Source organism: Streptomyces marianii, assembly GCF_005795905.1.
Classification (GTDB): Bacteria; Actinomycetota; Actinomycetes; order Streptomycetales; family Streptomycetaceae; genus Streptomyces; species Streptomyces marianii.
The window spans coordinates 8265009-8283065 of the sequence record NZ_VAWE01000001.1 but is presented as its reverse complement, the minus strand read 5'-3'; the positions used below and the strand labels follow the sequence as shown (position 1 = coordinate 8283065).

Genomic DNA, 18057 nt, shown 5'->3' with positions numbered 1-18057 from the left:
GACGGCCGCAGGCGGGCAGGGAGCCTCACCGGCCTGCCGCCCCGGGGCCCGCGCCACGGGTGGTGCCTCCGTCGTCGCGCAGGACGAAACCGACTCCCCGGACGGTGTGGATGAGCCGGGGCCGGCCGTCGGCCTCCAACTTGCGGCGCAGGTAGCTGACGAAGGTGTCCACCACGCCCGTCCGGACGTCGAAGTCGTACCCCCACACCCGATCCAGCAACTGGTCCCGGGTGAGGACCAGGCCGGCGTTGCGGGCAAGTGTGCTCAGCAACTCGAACTCCCGCCGGGTCAACGGCAGCAGGGCGCCGTCCAGTTGAGCCTCGCGGGCTGTGAGGTCGATGGTCAGGGGTCCGGCCCGCAGCCGACCGGATCTCTCCGGTGGCCGCCGGCGCAGCAGGGCCCGCAGCCGTAGCAGCAGTTCCTGGAGTGCGAAGGGCTTGACGAGGTAGTCGTCGGCACCGACCTGGAGCCCCGCGATCCGGTCCGCGGTCTCGTCCAGGGCTGACAGCATCAGCACCGGCACGTCGTTGCCTTCCGCGCGCAGTGTGCTGCACACCTCGATGCCGCTGAGGCCGGGCATGGATATGTCCAGCACGATCGCATCGAGCGGGCCGTCGCCGATCCTGCGCAGGGCCCTCGGGCCGTCTTCCACGAGTTCCACGGAGAAGCCGTTCAGCCGCAGCCCGCGGGCCAGCGATCGGCGGATCGCCGCGTCGTCGTCCACCACCAGGACGAGCCCTTGCTCCGCGTCCCCGGGACCGGACATCTGTGCCTCCTGCCTCCGGACCCCTTGGGCCCTGTCCTCCGCCTCCCGCGGCGACCATCGTGCACCAGAGGACGGCCGCTGTCGGCAGCGCGGGGGGAGGAAGCAGCGTACTCACAGGGAACTCCCAGACACGACACCTAGCCTCCGCTGCCATGGCACGTCATCGAACCCCTCGCCGGTCGCGTCCGTACCTCGCACTGGCCTCGGCACTGCTCTCCGTGAGCGCGGCGGCTGCCGTCGCCCACCAGGCCGGGTCCGGCCCGGCGGGCAGTACCGTCCCGACCGCCGCGATCCCGCGGCAAGCCGACGGCCAGGACCGGGACGGTGGGGCGAAGGGCGAACCGTCCGCGCAGGAGCAGCTCATAGCCGACCTGGCGGAGGCGACGGACGCAGCGACTGCCGGCACCGCGGGCCGCGCCGCCGCGGCAGTCATGGACCTCACGACGGGACGGAGTGCCGCGGCCGGCGACGACCACGCATTCGCCACGGCCAGCATCGTCAAGGTCGACATCCTCGCGGCACTCCTCCTGACAGCCCAGGACGGGGAGCGCATGCTCACCGGCCAGGAGCGCCAGCAGGCCGCGGCGATGATCCAGGTGAGCGACAACGCGGCGGCAACGGCCCTCTGGGACGCCGTCGGAGGGGAGGACGGCCTGGCGCAGGCGAACCGGCGGCTGGGGCTGTCGGAGACGACACCCGGTGCCGACGGACTGTGGGGCCTGACCCAGACCACCGCGGCCGATCAGCTCCGACTGCTGAGGGCCGTCTTCACCGACGACTCACCGCTCTCCTCGGCCTCCCGTGACTATGTGCAGCAGCTCATGGGCGGCATCGCCGCAGACCAGAACTGGGGCATATCGGCCGCTGCCGACGACACCGCCTCAGCCCGCCTGAAGAACGGCTGGCTGTCCAGGAGCGAGACCGGGCTCTGGGTGATCAACAGCATCGGTGTGGTGGAGAAGGACGGCAACCGGTTCCTCGTGGCCGTACTCAGCGACGACCAGCCCAGCCGAGCGGCCGGGATCTCCCTCGTCGAGACCGTAGCGGCCCGAGCCGTGGCCTTGCTCGCACCGGACCGGGCCGACCCCTAATACTGCAACCGCATGTGGGGGTCGTGGCCTCGGTGTTGGTAGTGGCAGCGGCGGGCGCGGGCTTGGCTGCGGCGTCGGAAGTGTGACCAGTGCAGACGGTGCTCGCTGGTAGGGCAGCGGGGTGTCGTGACGAGGTGCCCGATCATCCGGCGGCTCTCGGGGGCGCTGAGAGGTATGAGGTCTGCTTCGTCCTCTCCGCTGCCCCTTTTGCGGTTTCTTGGGTACGGATGGCGGTGAGGTAGGCGAGGGCGGCCATGGCCAGGGTGATGTGCCGGTACCAGGCCCGGTGGAGCCGCACCTGGTAGTGGTCGAGCCCGCACTCGCCCTTCGCGGTCTGGAAGCACTCCTCCAACTGCCAGCGGGCACGGCGGTCTTGACCAGGTCTTTCAGCCAGGAAGTGACGGGGCCGTAGCAGACGTGGTAGGAGATCTCGCTGGGATAAGTCAGACTTCGGCGGGCGAGAACCCAGTGCCCCAAGCCGCCATCCCAGACGGGCCGGATGGCGACGCGTGCCCAGTGGTAGATCCGTTGGCCGTGGGCGCCGGCTCCGGCGGAGATCCGCTTCCACGCCTGCTTGGGCAGCGCGGCGATCAGCTCGGCCTCGGGTTGAGCGCGAAGGGCGTACCTTCCCGAGTGATCGACTTCTGGTCATCGAGTAGGCCGAGGTTGCACCGTCGGTCGGGAAGGCACGCCCGTGCTGAGCGTAGTGAATGCCGATGGGACGACCGAGAGCGGCTCCCTGATCGACGACATCGTCCGCGAAGGCGCACGGCGGATGCTGGCGGCTGCCCTGGAGGCTGAAGTCGACGCGTAAATAGCCGAGTTGGACGATGAGCGTGACGTGCGCGGGCGTCGCCTGGTGGTCCGCAACGGTCACCACCAGCCGAGGGAGGTCACCACCGCGGCCGGGGTGGTCGAGGTGAAGGCCCCGCGGGTCAACGACAAGCGGATCGATGAGGCCACCGGCGAGCGCAAGCGGTTCTCCTCAGCGATCCTTCCGCCCGTGGTGCCGCAAGTCCCCGAAGATCAGCGAGGTGCTGCCCCTGCTCTATCTGTACGGTCTGTCCTCCGGCGACTTCGTGCCCGCCCTGGAGCAGTTCCTCGGCTCGACGGCCGGCCTGTCGGCGGCGACGGTCACCGGCCTCACCCATCAGTGGCAGGCCGATCACACCGCGTTCGGCGAGCGCGATCTGTCGAGCAGCGACTACGTCTACGTATGGGCCGACGGCATCCACCTGCGTATACGCCTGCACAAGGCGAAGTCATGCGTGCTCGTGCTGATGGGCGTGCGCGCGGACGGCACCAAAGAACTGATCGCCATGAGCGACGGCAACCGCGAATCCGCCGACTCCTTGGGCCGACCCTGCTGCGCGACTGCCAACGTCGAGGCATGCGCGCTCCTGTCCTCGCGGTCGGCGACGGCGCGCTCGGCTTCTGGAAGGCCCTGGCGGAGATATTCCCCGAAACCCGGCATCAAAGGTGCTGGGTTCACAAGATCGCCAATGTTGCCAACGCCCTGCCCAAGTCCGCCCAGCCCGGCGCGAAGAAGGCCCTGCAGGAGATCTACAACGCCGAGGACCGCGACCACGCCCTCACGGCCGTCACGGCGTTCGAGAAGATCTACGGGGCGAAGTTCCCCAAGGCCGTCAAGAAGATCAGCGATGACGTGGACGAGCTCCTGGCGTTCTACGACTTGCCCGCCGAGCACTGGATCCACTGCGGACCACGAATCCCATCGAGTCGACCTTCGCCACCGTCCGCCTGCGCACGAAGGTCACCCGGGGCGCCGGCAGCGCGGCTGCTGCCCCGGCGATGGTCTTCAAGCTCGTCGAGTCCGCCCAGCAGTGGTGGCGGGCAGTGAACGCACCCCACCTCGTCGCACTCGTCCGCGCCGGAGCCCGCTTCGAACGCGGCCACCTCGTCGAACGACCCGAGCGCAGCGCGGCCTGAGCCACCTCACTTGACCATCACGCGACCTGTTCGCAGCGGGCCGCTGGACAAGGCCGCCCCAGACGGGAAAGCGGATGGCTCCGGGATCAGTGCGCCGAGCCCGGAGTCTCCACGGGCAGCGAGAGGTCACCCAGGTGCGCGATGAGCACATCGACACATGTCCGCGGGTTCAAGATCTCAGGGTGCAGGACGGCGCTGTTGCTGAGCCCGTCCAAGAGCGCTGTCAACCGCTGAGTCTCTATGCCGATGTCGAGGCCGGGGCGCAGGGCGCCTGAGGCGTCGAGCCGGGTGAGCACGCGGCACACCAGCTTTCTCGTACCTTCGGCGGACTGGCGCGACAGGTCGCCGAAGGCCGGGTTGGTGCGGGCAGCCGCGTTGAAGTCCAGGAAGACAGTGACCTCGGCGCGGCGGCGTTCGTCGAGGGGCAGTAGCTCGGCCAGGAGTCCGGCTGCGAGCCGGAGTTGTTCCGGTCGGGCGTGGCGGCTCGGGTCTCCGATCCGCTCGATGCGTTCGAGCAGTCGACTGCTTACCCGGTCGAGCATCGACTGCATCGCGAAGTTCATCAGCTCCTGCTGGCTGGCGAAATAGTGGCGCAGGGAGCCGATGTTGAGTTCGGCCTCGGCAGCGACGGCACGCAACGAGGTGCGTTGCAGACCTTCGCGGACGACGACTCGGAACAACGCGTCGACGACGACGCGGCGGCGAACGTCCGGGTCCACGTGCTTGGGCATGACGCCTTCCTATCACGCTTGTGATACAACAGATGTATCACAAGCGTGATAGAAAAACGGGCGGAGGCTTTCGTGGAGACGTACCTCAATCTCATGCTCATCAGATTCGGCCTGATAGTGGGCGCTGTCGTGGTACTGGCGCTGCTGGTCTTCGCCGCAGCCCTCGTCCTCAAACGCAGGGGCAGGCTCGACGAGGCGCGCCGGTATGCGGGCCCCGTGGTGAGGGCCGGGCTGCGCGCCGCTGCCCGGCGGCTGGAGGGCGGGAAGAGCACAGCATCCTGGTCTCGGGGACGGGACGGCCGGCGATGACCGGCCTCGCGGCGCAGTCGTCCGACATCCTCCACCACGTATTGATGGACCGCGCGATCAAAGCGGCCATCGTGGCCGTAGCCCTGGGCATCCTGGCTCTCGGGATGCCAGTGATCTGGCGGAGAGCCGGACGACCAAGGAACCGGCCTGACTGAGCCGATGGCACTCAACCGATCCACAGCTATTGACAATTGCTCCACCTGTGGGACCGGCCGGCGCGGTGTGCTGGGCGCGTCGCCCCCAGCCACGGGGCACGATTCACCGGAGGTACCATCGCTCCCGTCGCCTAGGCCGATTCGTTTGGATCACTTCCGCTGGCCGAGGTTGTCGTTGACGATGTTCGTGTGACTCACCGCATCAACGCTCTGACCTCGGCCTTCGGCGTCCTTGCCAGCCTGATGCTGCTCGTTCCTGCCGTTCGTGAGTACCGTTCTGGGGCGTCGGTCCTCTGGCTCGTGGCTGGATCCGTGATCTTCCTCAGCGCTTCGTACACGCTCGTGCGGGACGTGCGGCGGCTCCGCACTCCGACCGCCTGACAGCTGCACCGTTCCAACCAGCCCCGCCGGTCGTTCTTCGTCCGTGCCGTCGACTGACGCGCAATGGGGGTGAATCGAGCCGTTGCTCCCAGACCGGACGCCGCGGCGGGGTGGCCGGTGGCGGACCACCGAGAGGTGATCGACGCGATCGCCTGGACGTTCCAAACGGGATCGCAGTGGATCCACCTCCCGGAGAAGTACGGCAACGGGCAAGGCGTCCACAACCGGCTACGGCAGTGGCCCATCGACGGCACCTGGGAGGGGTGTTCACCGCGCTGGTCGCACAGGCTGACGACGACAGACTACGTGTGCTGGAGGGCCTGCACTGCGAACTCGGGCTCTCGCAGCCCCGGTTCACGCTGACCCACGGAAGGCCGCACCTTCACCACCCGGTCCTGGACCCGGGCGCCAAACGCGGGCGAGGGGCTTCGCCCATCTCGGCTTCGTGCCGCACCGTCCTGAACGCGTGCGGGCTGGCGCCCCGGGGAAGGCGGTCCCCCCTCCAGCGACGACCGGCCGTGGTCTCGGCTCGGGTTGAACACGCAGGCGCTGGTCGTGCGGCGTCCTGGGCGATCGGTGAGGTGGGGCTCGGGCACCGTGTCGTCCACGGTCTGGACCCTGTTCTCGCATGGGTACGGTACGGCCACGTGGCGTCGGTAGCCACCCGTTCTGACCAGCGGCCCGGGCCGCCGCCGGGGCAAGTCGAGCAGCGTGTCGTCACAGATCGCCCGCAGTCCGCCCGCCACAATCGGTTCGACATCTCGAGAGTGACGAATGTGGTGGGGCATTGGGAGTGTTCGAATCCGGGAAACGGCGCACGCGGCGGCCGCGTCCGCTGCGGACAACCATGGGGGTGCTCCAGCTCGGGATGCTCGTGGCCGCCTTCGACCAGACGGCTCTCGGTGTCGCCCTGCCCAACCTCGTGGCCGACCTCGGAGGCGTGCACGACCTGGTATGGGTGGTGGGGGTCAACCTGCTGGCCGCCACGGTCTCCGCCCCGCTCTGGGGCAAGTTCGGCGACATGTACGGCAGGCGGCGGGCCCTCCAGGCCGACCTCCTCATTCTGCTGGTGGGCTGCGTCCTGGCAGGCGCCGCCCAGAGCATGACGCAACTCATCGTCTTCCGGGTCGTCCAGGGCCTCGGCAGCGGCGGACTGGTGGTGCTCTCGCTGGCCATGGTCAGCGATCTGGTGCCGCCGGAGGACCGGGGGCGCCGACAGGGTGCCCTGAACGCGATGTTCGCCATCGGCACGGGGCTCGCACCACTGGCGGGAGGCCTTCTCGCACAGTACGCCTCCTGGCGCTGGATCTTCTACGGCACCGCCGCCCTCAGCGCCCTCGCGTTCATCGGCAGCAGCGTTGCCCTGCGCGTCCCCGCACCGCACGGGGTGCCGCGCCGCGGCTTCGACTACATCGGCCTTGGGCTCCTCGCCGCCCTCAGTACCTGCCTTCTGCTGAGCGTCTCCCTGGGGGGTCCGTCCTGGAAGGCCTGGCAGGTGATCGCGTACATCGTGCTCGCCGTCATGCTCGGTGGGCTGTTCCTGGCCCGCGAGCGCAGGGCGCCATATCCCTTGCTGCCTCCCAGGCTGTTCGGCAGCACCGTCTTCGCACTCCTGGCCGCGGTCGCGTTCCTCATGGGTGCCGCAAAGGCCGCGGCGTCCGTCTACCTCCCGCTGTTCCTCCAGATCGCCATGGGCTCCAGTCCCTTCGGCACGGGCCTGATCATGGTGTCGCTGGTCGTCGGGATCACCGCGGGATCGCTGGCGAGCGGAGAACTGGTCAGCCGGACCGGACGCTACAAGCCGTGCCTGATCGCCGGCACCGGCCTGACCTCCGTCGGTCTCGTACTGACCCACCTGCTGGACGCGCGGAGCAGCAGTTGGACGGTCGTCGGCACGCTCCTCGTCTTCGGTGCCGGCTTCGGGCTCACGGCTCCGATCCTCACCCTGGCGGTGCAGAACGCGGTGGGGTACGAGGACCTGGGCGTGTCCGTGTCCGGCATCGGCTACTTCCGGTCCCTGGGCAGGACCCTCGGCGTCGCCGTCGTCGGCACAGTGTTCGCCGTCCGGCTGGGACACAACCTCGCGGAGGAAGAGGCCATACGCGACCTCGACATCGCCGGCCTGCGCGCCGATCCGACCCTGCTGGACGCGTACACGCTGTCCATCAGGGAGACGTACCTGGGATCCGTCGGCCTGGCGCTCATCGCCTTCGCACTGTCGTGGTTCCTGCGGGAGATCCCGCTCCAGCCCGGTGCCACTCCCCCGGAGACCGCGGACCCGCTCCGCACCGCACCGGTCCCCCGCACATCCATCGAGGAGGTGGAGCGCATCCTCTCAGCGGCCGGCAACCGGCAGGCACTGCGCAGCCTCTTCTCCCGGATCGCCGAGACCGCCGACGTCCGGCTGCCGCCCCAGGCCTGCTGGCTGCTCATCACGGCGCTCCGCGAATCGCCCCTGGACCTGCGAAGGCTCAAGCAGCACAGCGTCGTCGACGCGAGCATCATCGGCAACGCCGTGGAGGCGCTCGAAGCCCGCGGCCTGGCCAGGGCCTCGGGCCCCACCCTGGTCCTCACCGGAGAGGGACGTGAGGTCGCCACGCACCTGACGGTCTCGCGCCGACGCATACTGCACGACGTCGTCGGCACCTGGGCTGCGGAGGAACATGCCACCGTCGAGGCCCTCCTGGAGCGGCTCGACAAGGCGCTGACCCGCCAGGACGACCTGCCTCCGGGGTGACCACGCAGTGCCGCCTCCGCGTCGCCGGGACGGGTTCGCCGCAGCGGGCACACCCCGGCCCCGCACCGTCACGGGACCTGCGGCCACGACCGACGGGAACCCTGACATACAGCCGGTGGGCACCTGGTACGCCGAGAAGGGCTCCGACGTCGAGCGGGCCTTCGTCGCGCGGGCCTTCGTCGCGCGGAGCGCACCGGAGACGTGCGGGACGCGTTCTCTGCCTCACCGCTACGGCGCCTCGCCGCGTTGTCGAATCATCCGAGTACACCGAGTATGAGGACGACTCTCCGCCTTGCGATGCACCGCATCCGACGCCGCGCGCCGGCCCCCAGGGACTGCGGGACAGCCCTCAGGCGGCGTCGAGGCCCATCGCGAAGGTGATGCTGGTGCCGGCGGCGTGCCGTGCGATTTCCAAACGGTCGGTCAGCTCGCGGACCAGCCAGAGGCCCCGGCCGTTCGAGACGTCCGGAGAAGGCAGCGTGCGCGGAATCATGTCTTCGCTGAGGCCGGGCCCTTCGTCGGTCACCTGGCAGCACACACCGTCTGCACTCCGGTAGAGCCTGAGGGTTCCCTCGCCTCCCCCGTGTCGTACGGCGTTGCACATCACCTCGTGCGCAGCGAGAACGAAGTGGGCGCGGCGCTGCTCGGTGAGGGTGGTCATGGACGCGTGGAGGTCGACCTCGATGCGTACCCTCGCCAGGACGGCGGCGTGGAACCGCGACTGCAGAAGCAGCTCTCCTTCGTCCCGGGTCGCGATGGTCTGGGCGGTCATCGCGTGGCTCCCTCGCTCTCGACCAGGACCAGAGCTTCGATCTGGCGAGCTCCGAGGCGGCGGAACAGATCTGCGTGGAACGGGGTGCAGTGAACCTCCAACCGCTCACGCGAGCCGGACCGGTTGACCTGCCGTAGTACTTCCGCCGCGCAGGTCACCGACAGGAAGGTCAGCGGGGTGAGGTCGACCGTCAGCGGCTCGTCACAGCCTGAGCCGGCAAGCGCGGCCCGGAAGGCGGCGCTCCACTGCTCTCGGGTTGACCAGTCCGCTTCGCCGACCAGTCGCAGCCCTTGCTCGGAATGGGAAGCTCCCAGCTGCCCCGGCTGCTCCAGCAGGGCGACGGGGTGCCCCAGGCGCATGGCCTCCACCGTCTCGGGAGCGAAGCGACGGCGGTCGTACGTGCAGATCTCCGCGTAACGGCGGTCTGTGAAGAGGGCTTCAGCGTGGAGTTCGCGGTGCATGACGCCCTCGATGTCCATCTCCAGGTCCTGAACCCAGGCCATGTCGATGACCGACCGCAGCCCGGCATACCCGTCGGCGAGGGCCTGTTCGGTCTCCTCCCTCAGGCGCCCCATCTGCCGCTCCGCCGTGAAGTGCCGCTGGGGATGGATCAGCTCGCGCATGCTGGTGAACTCCAGCTGACCGTGTTCCCGCGCCGCCTCGGACGACCCCGCATGCGGAAACAACCGCTGGAACACCTCGTCGTCCGAGACGGCGGGATCAGCCAGGACGACGACCTTCTCACCACGCGCCAATCCGAGCTGCGCGAATACTCCCAGCACACCCCAGCGCGCCTCATCGTCCGCGTAGTGCGCAAAAGCATGATCCCCCAGCCGCATCTGCTCCACCGCCAGAGTGCGAGCGTCCACTGGAACGGCCACGGCCACCTCCCTCCGCCCACCGGCGTCACCAGCTCAATGAAGAGCCACCACAGCAGTGATAAGGACAGCGACGCTATAGCGCGACAAGCCGGGAGGGGCCGCAGGACCGCTACCGACCGAAGCCGACGCGAAGACGTCCGAACCTGAATCACAAAGCCCGCAGAACCTCCGATCTGCATACCATCGCACTCGAACTCGTCGAGAACGGCCGGGGCAAGGTCTCCGAGGTAGCGCCACAGCTCACGAAGCGGGGTCACCTGGAGCACCACGCCGTGCCCTCGCTCCTGGTCAACGACACCAGAGCGCCACTCGCGCAGGTGACAGGCCACGTCGGCAGGCGACACGGCCCTCCACCGTCGCGGTGGTTCCCGGCGCGGCTGTCCTCATGGGATCGGGAGGCAACTCCCGGACTCCCGCCGTCGGGGAGCTCCGCCTCCACCGAATGGGTGGACCTCGTTTCGAGCCACCTTGCCCTTCACCTGCGAGATCGCATCGAACGACTTCCCTGAGAGCACTTTTCGGGGCAATCCGCATCACTACGGGATCCGAATGACATGCGTCAAGCCCATAACGGGCGCACACAACAGAGAAGGTGAGCATCTGTGATGCGTAAGGTCCTGCGTGCTGCCGTCGTCACCGCCGTACTCGTACCCGCCGCGATCGCTTCCGTAGGAGCAGCCAGCGCGGACGGCTACGGGCAGCACACCGCGGCCGCCGGCCCCAACGGCGCGATCTCCAGCCACGTCATGAGCGGCACCACCGCCAACGGCGGCACCTACTACATCGAGCGCAACAGCATGGCCGGCCCCGATGGAGCGATGAGCTCCAGCACCCACAGCGTCGCCGACGGCAGCATGAGCAACCGCATGGGCGGCGGACTCCTCGGTCTCGGCTGGCTCCTCGGCTAGCACATGCACCGGGCCACCAGACGGCCCTCACACGGCGGCGGCCCCACCACCGGATGGGACCGCCGCCGTTCCCACGGAGACCCTCGGGCCGCCAAGTCGACACCACCGCGGCGAGCCGGGCGACGTGCGCCAACGACAGCCGGGCAGTGCGCATCGGCGCGGCGGACGCGCGCCTACTGCTCGCCTTCTCCCCAGCTCAGGTGGCCACGGCCGAGAGGCGAGCCCCTGCGTCTCGACCGCGCCAAGGCAGAGCCTGGAGACGGATCACGGCTTCGGAGCGGGCCGGCGGAGTTTCGTGGTCGCGGGCCGAGCGGCGGTGGAGCACGAGCCGGCTGCGGTTTCGGTCCAGGGTCCAGGGTTCCGGATTCGGGGTCCAGGGTTCCGGATTCGGGGTGAACCCCCTGGTGAAGTCTCCCCGTGGTCTCGGACATGTGATCGTTGTGCCGCGAGGGCGTGCTGATGCCGCTGCCTGGTCTCGGCCGGCTGAGAGAGCCGAGGGTCTTGTGCTTGCGCAGGCGGCGGTTGCAGGAGATCCCGTTGAAGAGGCAGGAGATCTCGTTGAAGAGGTCGGCACCCGCACCTGGTCCGGCCGGGCCAGGTGCGGGTGCCGACCTCTTCAACGGGCAGGGCCCGGAAGCCCTCTGCGGCGGGGGTGGCCTGCCGGTCGCCACCGGCCTGACCGAGTACTACGAGAAGAAGACGCCGCAGCGCAGTAGCACGTTCGCGTACGGCGACGCCTCCCCGGTGCGTACGACGAGCCGCGCGCCCCCCGACAGCCCCTTGAGCCGCTCGTGCGGTACGAGGCCGAGTTCGGGGAAGCGCCCGTCCAGCAAGGCGGCCGCCTCCGGATTGGCCCGCCGTATCTCCGTCGCCGCGGTCGCGCCCTCCACGACCAGTTCGGCGAGCAGCCCGTCCAGCACCTCGGCGAATGACGGCACCCCGGCCCGGAAGGCCAGGTCGACGACGCGCGGCCCGCCCGGGATCGGCATCCCGGCGTCACACACCAGCACCCCGTCCCCGTGTCCCAGCTCCGCCAGGGCACCGGCGAGATGACGGTTGAGGATCCCGGCCTTCTTCACAGCGCGGCGACCTCTTCCGGCGTCGGGTACGACCCCTGCGCTCCCGCCTTCGTCACCGACGCCGCCCCGACCCGCGCCGCGTACGCCGCCGCGTCCGCGAGCGCGTCGCCCTGCCCCAGCCGCCAGGCCAGCGCCGCCGTGAAGGCGTCGCCCGCGCCGGTGGTGTCGACTGGGTCCACCTTCACCGCGGGAACCAGGGCCGCCCCCTGCGTCGACGCCACCAACGCACCCCGCGCACCCAGCGTCACGACCACCGAACGCGGCCCGCGCGCGAGCAGGATCCGCGCCCAGTCGGCGGGCTCGTCGCCGACCGGCTCGTCACCGATGATCACCCTCGCCTCGTGCTCGTTCACGATCAGCGGATCGCACGCCGCCAGCACCTCCGGCGGCAGGGGGCGCGGCGGCGACGGATTCAGTACGAAGCGGGTGCCCGGCGCAAGGCTCCGCACCGCTTCCGCCACCGTCTCCAGCGGGATCTCCAACTGCGCCGACACCACCCGGGAGGCGTGGAAGAGATTCCGCGCCGCCCTCACGTCCCCGGGCGTGAGCTTCCCGTTCGCACCCGGCGACACGACGATGCTGTTGTCGCCGTCCGGGTCCACGGTGATCAGCGCGACGCCGGTCGGAGCGCCGCCGACCAGCACGCCCCCCGTGTCGACCCCGGCCGCCCGCTGCGCGTCGAGCAGCAGCCGGCCGTACGCGTCGTCACCGACCCGGGCCAGCAGAGCCGTACGGGCTCCCAGCCTGGCGGCCGCGACGGCCTGGTTGGCGCCCTTGCCGCCCGGATGGACGGCCAGGTCGGAGCCGAGCACCGTCTCCCCCGGCCCCGGCCGCCGCTCGACCCCGATCACCAGGTCGGCGTTGGCCGACCCGATGACCAGGAGGTCGTAGTCGTACATGAAAGGTCTCCCCTGATACCCATACCTGGTAGGTGGCTGGAGCCGAAGCGTCAGCCGGCGACGGACGTGGGACGTCAGCCGCCGAAGTCGGCCACGTTCTCCTTGGTGACCACCTTCACCGGCACCTTCACCGTCGCACTCACCTTCTCGCCCTCGGCGGCCCGCAGGGCGTTGTCCACGGCGATCCGGCCGAGTTCCCTCGGCTGCTGGGCCACCGACGCGTACAGGGTCCCGTCCCCGACCGCCCGCAGCCCGTCCGGCGTACCGTCGAAGCCGACCACCTGGACCGACGTACCGGCCTTCGAGCCCAGTGCCTTGATCGCACCGAGCGCCATCTCGTCGTTCTCGGCGAAGACGCCGTCGATGCCGGGGTGCGCCTGGAGGAGGTTCGACATCACGTCGAGGCCCTTGGTGCGGTCGAAGTCGGCGGGCTGCTTGGCGACCACCTTGATGCCCGGGTACGCCTTCAGCCCCTCGGCGAAGCCCGCGCCGCGCTCCCGGCTGGCGGAGGTACCGGCCTGGCCCTGCAGGATGACGATCGTGCCCTTGCCGCCGAGCTTCTCGGCGAGCGCCCGGGCGCCCAGCTCGCCGCCCTCGACATTGTCTGAGGCGACCAGCGCGGCCGTCTTCGCCTTGGTGACGCCCCGGTCGACGCCGACGACGGGAATGCCGGCACGGTTGGCGGCCCGTACCGCCGGGCCGGCCGCGTCCGAGTCCACCGGGTTGACGACGATCGACGCCAGGCCCTCGCTGGTGAAGTTCTGCAGCTGGTTGGCCTGCTGCGAGGCGTCGTTCTGCGCGTCGGTGACGGTGAGGTCGACGCCGAGCTTCTTCGCCTCTTCCTCCGCGCCCGCCCGGATCTGCACGAAGAAGGGGTTGTTGAGCGTGGACAGCGACAGCCCGATCTTCTGCTGCGCCGCCGTCGACGAGCCGCCGTGCAGCAGCGAGGTCGCCCCCACTACCGCCGCCGCGACCACGGCGGCCAGGAGGTACGTGACCGCTTGCCTGCCCTTGCTGCCGCCCCCACCGGCACCCACCGGAGTCGCCCCCGCCTTGCGCCGCACGGTGTCGAGCAGCACGGCCAGCGCGATGACCACACCGATGACCACCTGCTGCCAGAAGGCGGACACCGAGAGGAGGTTGAGGCCGTTGCGCAGCACCGCCAGGATCAGCGCACCGATCAGTGTCCCGGACGCCTTGCCGGTACCGCCCGCGAGCGAGGCACCGCCGATGACGACGGCCGCGATGGCGTCCAGCTCGTAGCCCTGGGCGGCCTGCGGCTGCGCGGAGGACAGCCGGGAGGCGAGCACGATGCCCGCGGCGGCGGCGAACAGCCCGGACAGCGCGTAGATGGCGAGCTTCTGCTTCTTCACCCGCAGCCCGGACAGCCGGGACGCCTCCTCGTTGCCGCCGATCGCGTACATGGACCGCCCGATGTACGTCCGCCCCAGCACGAACGCCGTGATCAGACCCATGACGACCATCACCAGCACGGGCACCGGCAGCCAACCGCCGAGTGTGTCGCCGAGGTGCGAGACCGATTCCGGAAAGGCGATCGGCGTGCCCTGCGAGATGACCAGCGACAGCCCGCGCGCCACGGACAGCATGGCGAGTGTCGCGATGAACGGCGGGAGTTTGCCGTAGGAGACGAGGAAGCCGTTGACCAGGCCGCAGGCTATGCCGGTCGCGACGGCCAGGATCACCGCCAGGGCGACCGGAACGCCTTCGCTGGTCGCGCTCCAGGCGAGGACGGTCGCGGACAGCGCGGCGACCGAGCCGACCGACAGGTCGATTCCCGCCGCGACGATGACGAAGGTGACACCGAAGGCGAGGATCGCGGTGACGGCCGCCTGGACGCCGATGTTGAGCAGGTTGTCCGTGGTCAGGAAGTCGCCGGACAGCGCCGACAGCGCGACGACGAGGACGATGAGCGCGGTGAGCGCCCCGTTGTCGAGCAGCAGCCGACGCAACCCTCCGGGGCCGGCGGCGCCGCCCGCGCCCGCGGAGCTCTTGATGGTGTCAGTGGCCACGGGTGGCCTCCGTTTCCGTAGTGGGGTTGCTGACGGCTTCCGTTGTGGGGTTGCTGACGGCGAGCGCCATCACTGCGTCCTGGGTCGCCTCGTCGGCGGGTAGCTCGCCCGCGATCCGCCCGTGTGCCATCACCAGCACCCGGTCGCTCATGCCGAGCACCTCGGGCAGATCGCTGGAGATCATCAGGACGGCGGCGCCGGCGGCGGTCAGTTCGTTGATGAGCTGGTAGATCTCGACCTTGGCGCCGACGTCGATCCCGCGCGTCGGCTCGTCGAGGATCAGCACCCTGGCGTCGGCGAGCAGCCACTTGCCGATGACGACCTTCTGCTGGTTGCCACCGGACAGGGTCCGCACATGCTGGCCGAGCCCGGCCATCCGCACTCCGAGCTGCTCCGCGATCCGCTGGGCGGTCTCCCGCCGGCCCTTCAGGTCCACGAGCCCCGCGCGGGTGGCCTTCCGCAAGGTGACCAGCCCGAGGTTCTCCTCGACGGAGGCGTCGAGCACCAGCCCCTGCCCCTTGCGGTCCTCGGGCACGAGTCCGATCCCGGCGGCCATGGCGGCGTTGACGTCATGGCGCTTCACCGCGGCACCACCGGCCGTCACGGCCCCCTTGTCGTACGGGTCGGCTCCGAAGACGGCCCGTACGACCTCCGTACGACCGGCCCCGACGAGCCCTGCGATCCCCACCACCTCACCGGCCCGCACCTCGAAGCTCACGTCATGGAAGACCCCGTCCCGCGTGAGCCCCTCGACGGTCAGCAGCGCGGCCCCGGCATCACCGCGTTCCCGCGGGTACTGCTGCTCGATCGACCGCCCCACCATGAGCCGTACGAGTTCGTCCTCGCCGGTGGAGGCAGGCACCTGGCCGACGGTCCTCCCGTCGCGGATGACGGTCACGCGATCCCCGAGGGCGGCGATCTCCTCCAGGTGATGCGTGATGAACACGACCCCGACACCGTCCGCCCGCAACTGCCGCACGATGGCGAACAGCTTCTCGACCTCCTCAGTGGTCAGTACGGCGGTCGGCTCGTCCATGATGAGCACGCGCGCGTCGAGACTGAGCGCTTTGGCGATCTCGACCATCTGAAGCCGGGCGATTCCGAGTTCACGCACGGGCGCGCGTGGGGACACGTTCACGCCGACGCGCGCGAGCAGTTCCCCGGCGTCGGCCTCCATCCGCTTCCGGTCGACCATCCCGAGCCGCCGGGGCTGCCGCCCGAGATAGATGTTCTCGGCGACGGACAGATCGGGAACGAGATTGAACTCCTGGTAGATGGTGGCGATCCCGAGCCGCTCGGAGTCGTGCGCACCATTGATGTGCGCCTCCTCACCATCCACCAGGATCCGCCCGGCGTCGGGCGTGTAGGCACCGGAGAGCATCTTGATGAGCGTGCTCTTGCCGGCCCCGTTCTCGCCGAGCAGCACATGCACCTCACCCCGGCGCAGATCGAAGTCGACGCCGTCGAGCGCGACCACGCCGGGAAAGGTCTTGCGGATGCCCTCGATACGCAGCAACTCGTCCGGGTCGCTCACGACATACTCCTTCGTACGGGGGACGGGGGCGGTACGGCTGAAGGGGGCGCGCCGCACGAACGGCGCACGACGAGACGGGCGGAGAGGGTTACGGACTCGCCCGGCCGCCCCTCGATCCGGGCGACCAGCGCGCGCACCGCGGCGCGCCCCAGTTCGCCGGTGGGCTGGGCGATGGCGGTGATCGGCGGATCGGTGTGCACGAACCACCGGATGTCGTCGAAGGCGGCGAGCGCGAGGTCGTCGGGAACACGCATCCCACGCGCGCGCACGGCGTCCAGGGCGCCGAGAGCCATCAGGTTGTCGGCCGCGAAGACGACCTCGGGGGGCTCGGGCAGGTCGAGGAGGCCCTCGGTGACCCGGCGCCCGCTCTCGGCCTGGAAGTCACCCTGCCCTATGTAGGCGTCGGGTAGGTCGAGACCGTACGCGCAGAGCGCCTCCCTGAAGGCCTCCACGCGCTCCCGTCCGGTCGTGGTCGCGGCGGGTCCCGCGATGATCGCGAGGCGCCGGTGCCCGAGGCTGTGCAGATGTGCGACCAGGTCCCGTACGGCCGCCCGGCCGTCCGCACGCACCACGGGCACGTCCACACCCGGGATCCACCGGTCCACGAACACCATCGGCGTCCCCGCGCGAGCGGCGTCCAGCATCAGCGGAGAGCCACCGTCGGTGGGGGAGACGAGGAGGCCGTCGATACGGCGGTCCAGCAGGTTCCGGACATGGTGGTCCTGGAGGTCGGGCCGCTCGTCGGCGTTCCCGATGATCACGCTGTAGCCGAGCGCGCGGGCCTCTTCCTCGACGGAGCGGGCCAGCTCGGTGAAGTACGGGTTGAGCACATCACTGATGACCAGGCCGAGGGTGTGGGTCTGGTCGGTACGCAAGGAACGGGCGACGGCGTTCGGGCGGTAGCCCAGCGTCTCGACGGCGGCCAGCACGCGCGAACGTGCTTCCGCACTGACCGACGGATGGTCGTTCAGGACACGCGAGACCGTGGCGACGGAGACGCCCGCCTCGGCGGCGACGTCCTTGATACTCGCCATCGCTGGTCCACCTCTCTTGTGGAATGACGCGTGGAATCGATTACATGATCTGCGCAGGGACGATTGGAATCGATTACACAAGGGGTCGGCAAGAGGGTGCTGAAGGACGAGACCGGATCGTGACCCCGCCGTCGCGGTCCTGCCGCACAGAGGCGGGGTGGCGTGCAACGCAAACGCGCGATGCTCCTGTCGCTGCGGCGGCACCGCATCCGGCGCGAGCTGCACTGCGCCACCCGGACCTGCCGCGTCGGCCACTCTCCGCCGGACGCCCTTGGAGCACTCCATGGCTCCGGTGCCGGGGCGCCGGGCAAGGATCAGATTCGGCCGCGTAGGCTCGCGTCCTGACTGGCACGCAACCGCAACGGCGCGAGAGGAGACGGGTCCGCACTGCAGGATCCCCTCCGCCACCGACATCCTTGGAGAGCCCCGTGTTCTCGGATTCCCGAGTTCGAACGCGCGTCGTGGGCGTCGTCGCCCTGGTGTGCGTGACCGTTTCGCTGGGGTTCGCCCCGGACTGGAGCGCTCGAGCACGGCTGATCGAGGCCTACGCGGAATGGGCCGCGTTCGTCCGGCTCCTGCTCGTGTGGTGGCGCGGGAGGGACCGCTTGGCCGCCGCGGCGCTCGTCGCCGGTCCTGCCGTGGGCGCCGTCACCGGCGCGTTCACCGAGGCGCCCTCGGGGCGGGCCGTCATGCTGTGCTGGCTCGCCGGGGCCCTCTGCGTATGGGCCCGTGACGTGCGTGCGCGTCGCCGTACGGCACAGACGCCCGCGGCGGCCCGCTAGAGCGTGCTGCGGAAGTCC

General features: G+C 69.9%; 16 protein-coding genes and 2 pseudogenes. 8 read left to right on the top strand and 10 right to left on the bottom strand.

The annotated features are described in order from the left end of the window. Positions 1 to 25: 25 nt before the first annotated feature. Positions 26 to 766: a response regulator transcription factor gene (locus FEF34_RS37265; RefSeq protein WP_138057103.1), complete on the bottom strand. Its 741-nt coding sequence runs from the start codon at positions 764 to 766 to the stop codon at positions 26 to 28. Between the two features lie 152 nt (positions 767 to 918). Between FEF34_RS37265 and FEF34_RS37260 the strand changes: the two genes are divergently transcribed. Beyond that, complete coding sequence (locus tag FEF34_RS37260) at positions 919 to 1857, top strand: serine hydrolase (RefSeq protein ID WP_138057102.1); 939 nt, start codon at positions 919 to 921, stop codon at positions 1855 to 1857. 142 nt (positions 1858 to 1999) lie between these two features. Here FEF34_RS37260 and FEF34_RS44525 read toward each other — a convergent pair. Further along, positions 2000 to 2454 (bottom strand): annotated as a pseudogene (locus FEF34_RS44525) (IS701 family transposase); the annotation flags it as partial. A gap of 97 nt (positions 2455 to 2551) precedes the next feature. Between FEF34_RS44525 and FEF34_RS37250 the strand changes: the two are divergent. Beyond that, positions 2552 to 3807, top strand: a pseudogene (locus FEF34_RS37250) (IS256 family transposase). 86 nt (positions 3808 to 3893) lie between these two features. Here FEF34_RS37250 and FEF34_RS37245 read toward each other — a convergent pair. Next, the gene (locus tag FEF34_RS37245; protein WP_138057100.1) at positions 3894 to 4538 is read right to left on the bottom strand and encodes a TetR/AcrR family transcriptional regulator; all 645 of its coding nucleotides are present in this window, start codon (positions 4536 to 4538) and stop codon (positions 3894 to 3896) included. Positions 4539 to 4610: 72 nt separating this feature from the next. On the opposite strand from FEF34_RS37245, the gene FEF34_RS37240 reads away from it, so the two are divergent. The 4 genes from FEF34_RS37240 to FEF34_RS37225 all read left to right on the top strand — a co-directional run bounded on the left by FEF34_RS37240 (position 4611) and on the right by FEF34_RS37225 (position 8120). Further along, positions 4611 to 4847 carry a hypothetical protein gene (locus FEF34_RS37240; RefSeq protein ID WP_138057099.1) on the top strand — a complete coding sequence of 79 codons (237 nt, stop codon included), beginning with the start codon at positions 4611 to 4613 and terminating at the stop codon, positions 4845 to 4847. Between the two features lie 344 nt (positions 4848 to 5191). Then, a complete protein-coding gene (locus FEF34_RS37235) occupies positions 5192 to 5383 on the top strand; it encodes a hypothetical protein (RefSeq protein ID WP_138057098.1) in 192 nt (63 codons plus the stop codon). A gap of 63 nt (positions 5384 to 5446) precedes the next feature. Continuing rightward, entirely contained in the window at positions 5447 to 5746 is a 300-nt protein-coding gene (locus FEF34_RS44405) for a transposase (protein ID WP_138057097.1), read from the top strand. 484 nt (positions 5747 to 6230) lie between these two features. Beyond that, on the top strand, positions 6231 to 8120 hold the full coding sequence (locus FEF34_RS37225) for an MFS transporter (RefSeq protein WP_138057096.1): 1890 nt from the start codon (positions 6231 to 6233) through the stop codon (positions 8118 to 8120). Between the two features lie 349 nt (positions 8121 to 8469). Here the strand turns inward: FEF34_RS37225 and FEF34_RS37220 are convergent, their stop codons facing one another. Together FEF34_RS37220 and FEF34_RS37215 are read right to left on the bottom strand one after the other, a co-directional pair. Continuing rightward, positions 8470 to 8892 carry an ATP-binding protein gene (locus FEF34_RS37220; protein ID WP_138057095.1) on the bottom strand — a complete coding sequence of 141 codons (423 nt, stop codon included), beginning with the start codon at positions 8890 to 8892 and terminating at the stop codon, positions 8470 to 8472. After that, positions 8889 to 9773 (bottom strand): MEDS domain-containing protein, encoded by an 885-nt coding sequence (locus tag FEF34_RS37215; protein ID WP_138057094.1) that lies wholly within the window; start codon positions 9771 to 9773, stop codon positions 8889 to 8891. The genes FEF34_RS37220 and FEF34_RS37215 overlap by 4 nt, the downstream gene beginning before the upstream one ends. Positions 9774 to 10375: 602 nt before the next feature. Here FEF34_RS37215 and FEF34_RS37210 point away from each other — a divergent pair. Next, a complete protein-coding gene (locus FEF34_RS37210; RefSeq protein ID WP_199800728.1) occupies positions 10376 to 10681 on the top strand; it encodes a hypothetical protein in 306 nt (101 codons plus the stop codon). A 686-nt stretch (positions 10682 to 11367) separates the two neighbouring features. On the opposite strand, the gene rbsD is transcribed toward FEF34_RS37210, so the two are convergent. The 5 genes from rbsD to FEF34_RS37185 all read right to left on the bottom strand — a co-directional run bounded on the left by rbsD (position 11368) and on the right by FEF34_RS37185 (position 17257). After that, positions 11368 to 11760 carry a D-ribose pyranase gene (gene rbsD / locus FEF34_RS37205; protein ID WP_138057093.1) on the bottom strand — a complete coding sequence of 131 codons (393 nt, stop codon included), beginning with the start codon at positions 11758 to 11760 and terminating at the stop codon, positions 11368 to 11370. Then, entirely contained in the window at positions 11757 to 12659 is a 903-nt protein-coding gene (locus FEF34_RS37200) for a ribokinase (RefSeq protein WP_138057092.1), read from the bottom strand. The genes rbsD and FEF34_RS37200 overlap by 4 nt, the downstream gene beginning before the upstream one ends. 74 nt (positions 12660 to 12733) lie before the next feature. Continuing rightward, positions 12734 to 14689, bottom strand: coding sequence for an ABC transporter permease/substrate-binding protein (locus FEF34_RS37195; RefSeq protein ID WP_138057091.1), 1956 nt, complete (start codon positions 14687 to 14689; stop codon positions 12734 to 12736). Then, positions 14679 to 16223 carry a sugar ABC transporter ATP-binding protein gene (locus FEF34_RS37190; protein WP_138057090.1) on the bottom strand — a complete coding sequence of 515 codons (1545 nt, stop codon included), beginning with the start codon at positions 16221 to 16223 and terminating at the stop codon, positions 14679 to 14681. Before FEF34_RS37190 ends, FEF34_RS37195 begins: the two co-directional genes overlap by 11 nt. After that, complete coding sequence (locus tag FEF34_RS37185; protein ID WP_138057089.1) at positions 16220 to 17257, bottom strand: LacI family DNA-binding transcriptional regulator; 1038 nt, start codon at positions 17255 to 17257, stop codon at positions 16220 to 16222. Before FEF34_RS37185 ends, FEF34_RS37190 begins: the two co-directional genes overlap by 4 nt. 428 nt (positions 17258 to 17685) lie before the next feature. On the opposite strand from FEF34_RS37185, the gene FEF34_RS37180 reads away from it, so the two are divergent. Next, positions 17686 to 18039, top strand: coding sequence for a hypothetical protein (locus tag FEF34_RS37180; RefSeq protein WP_138057088.1), 354 nt, complete (start codon positions 17686 to 17688; stop codon positions 18037 to 18039). Positions 18040 to 18057 lie beyond the last annotated feature (18 nt).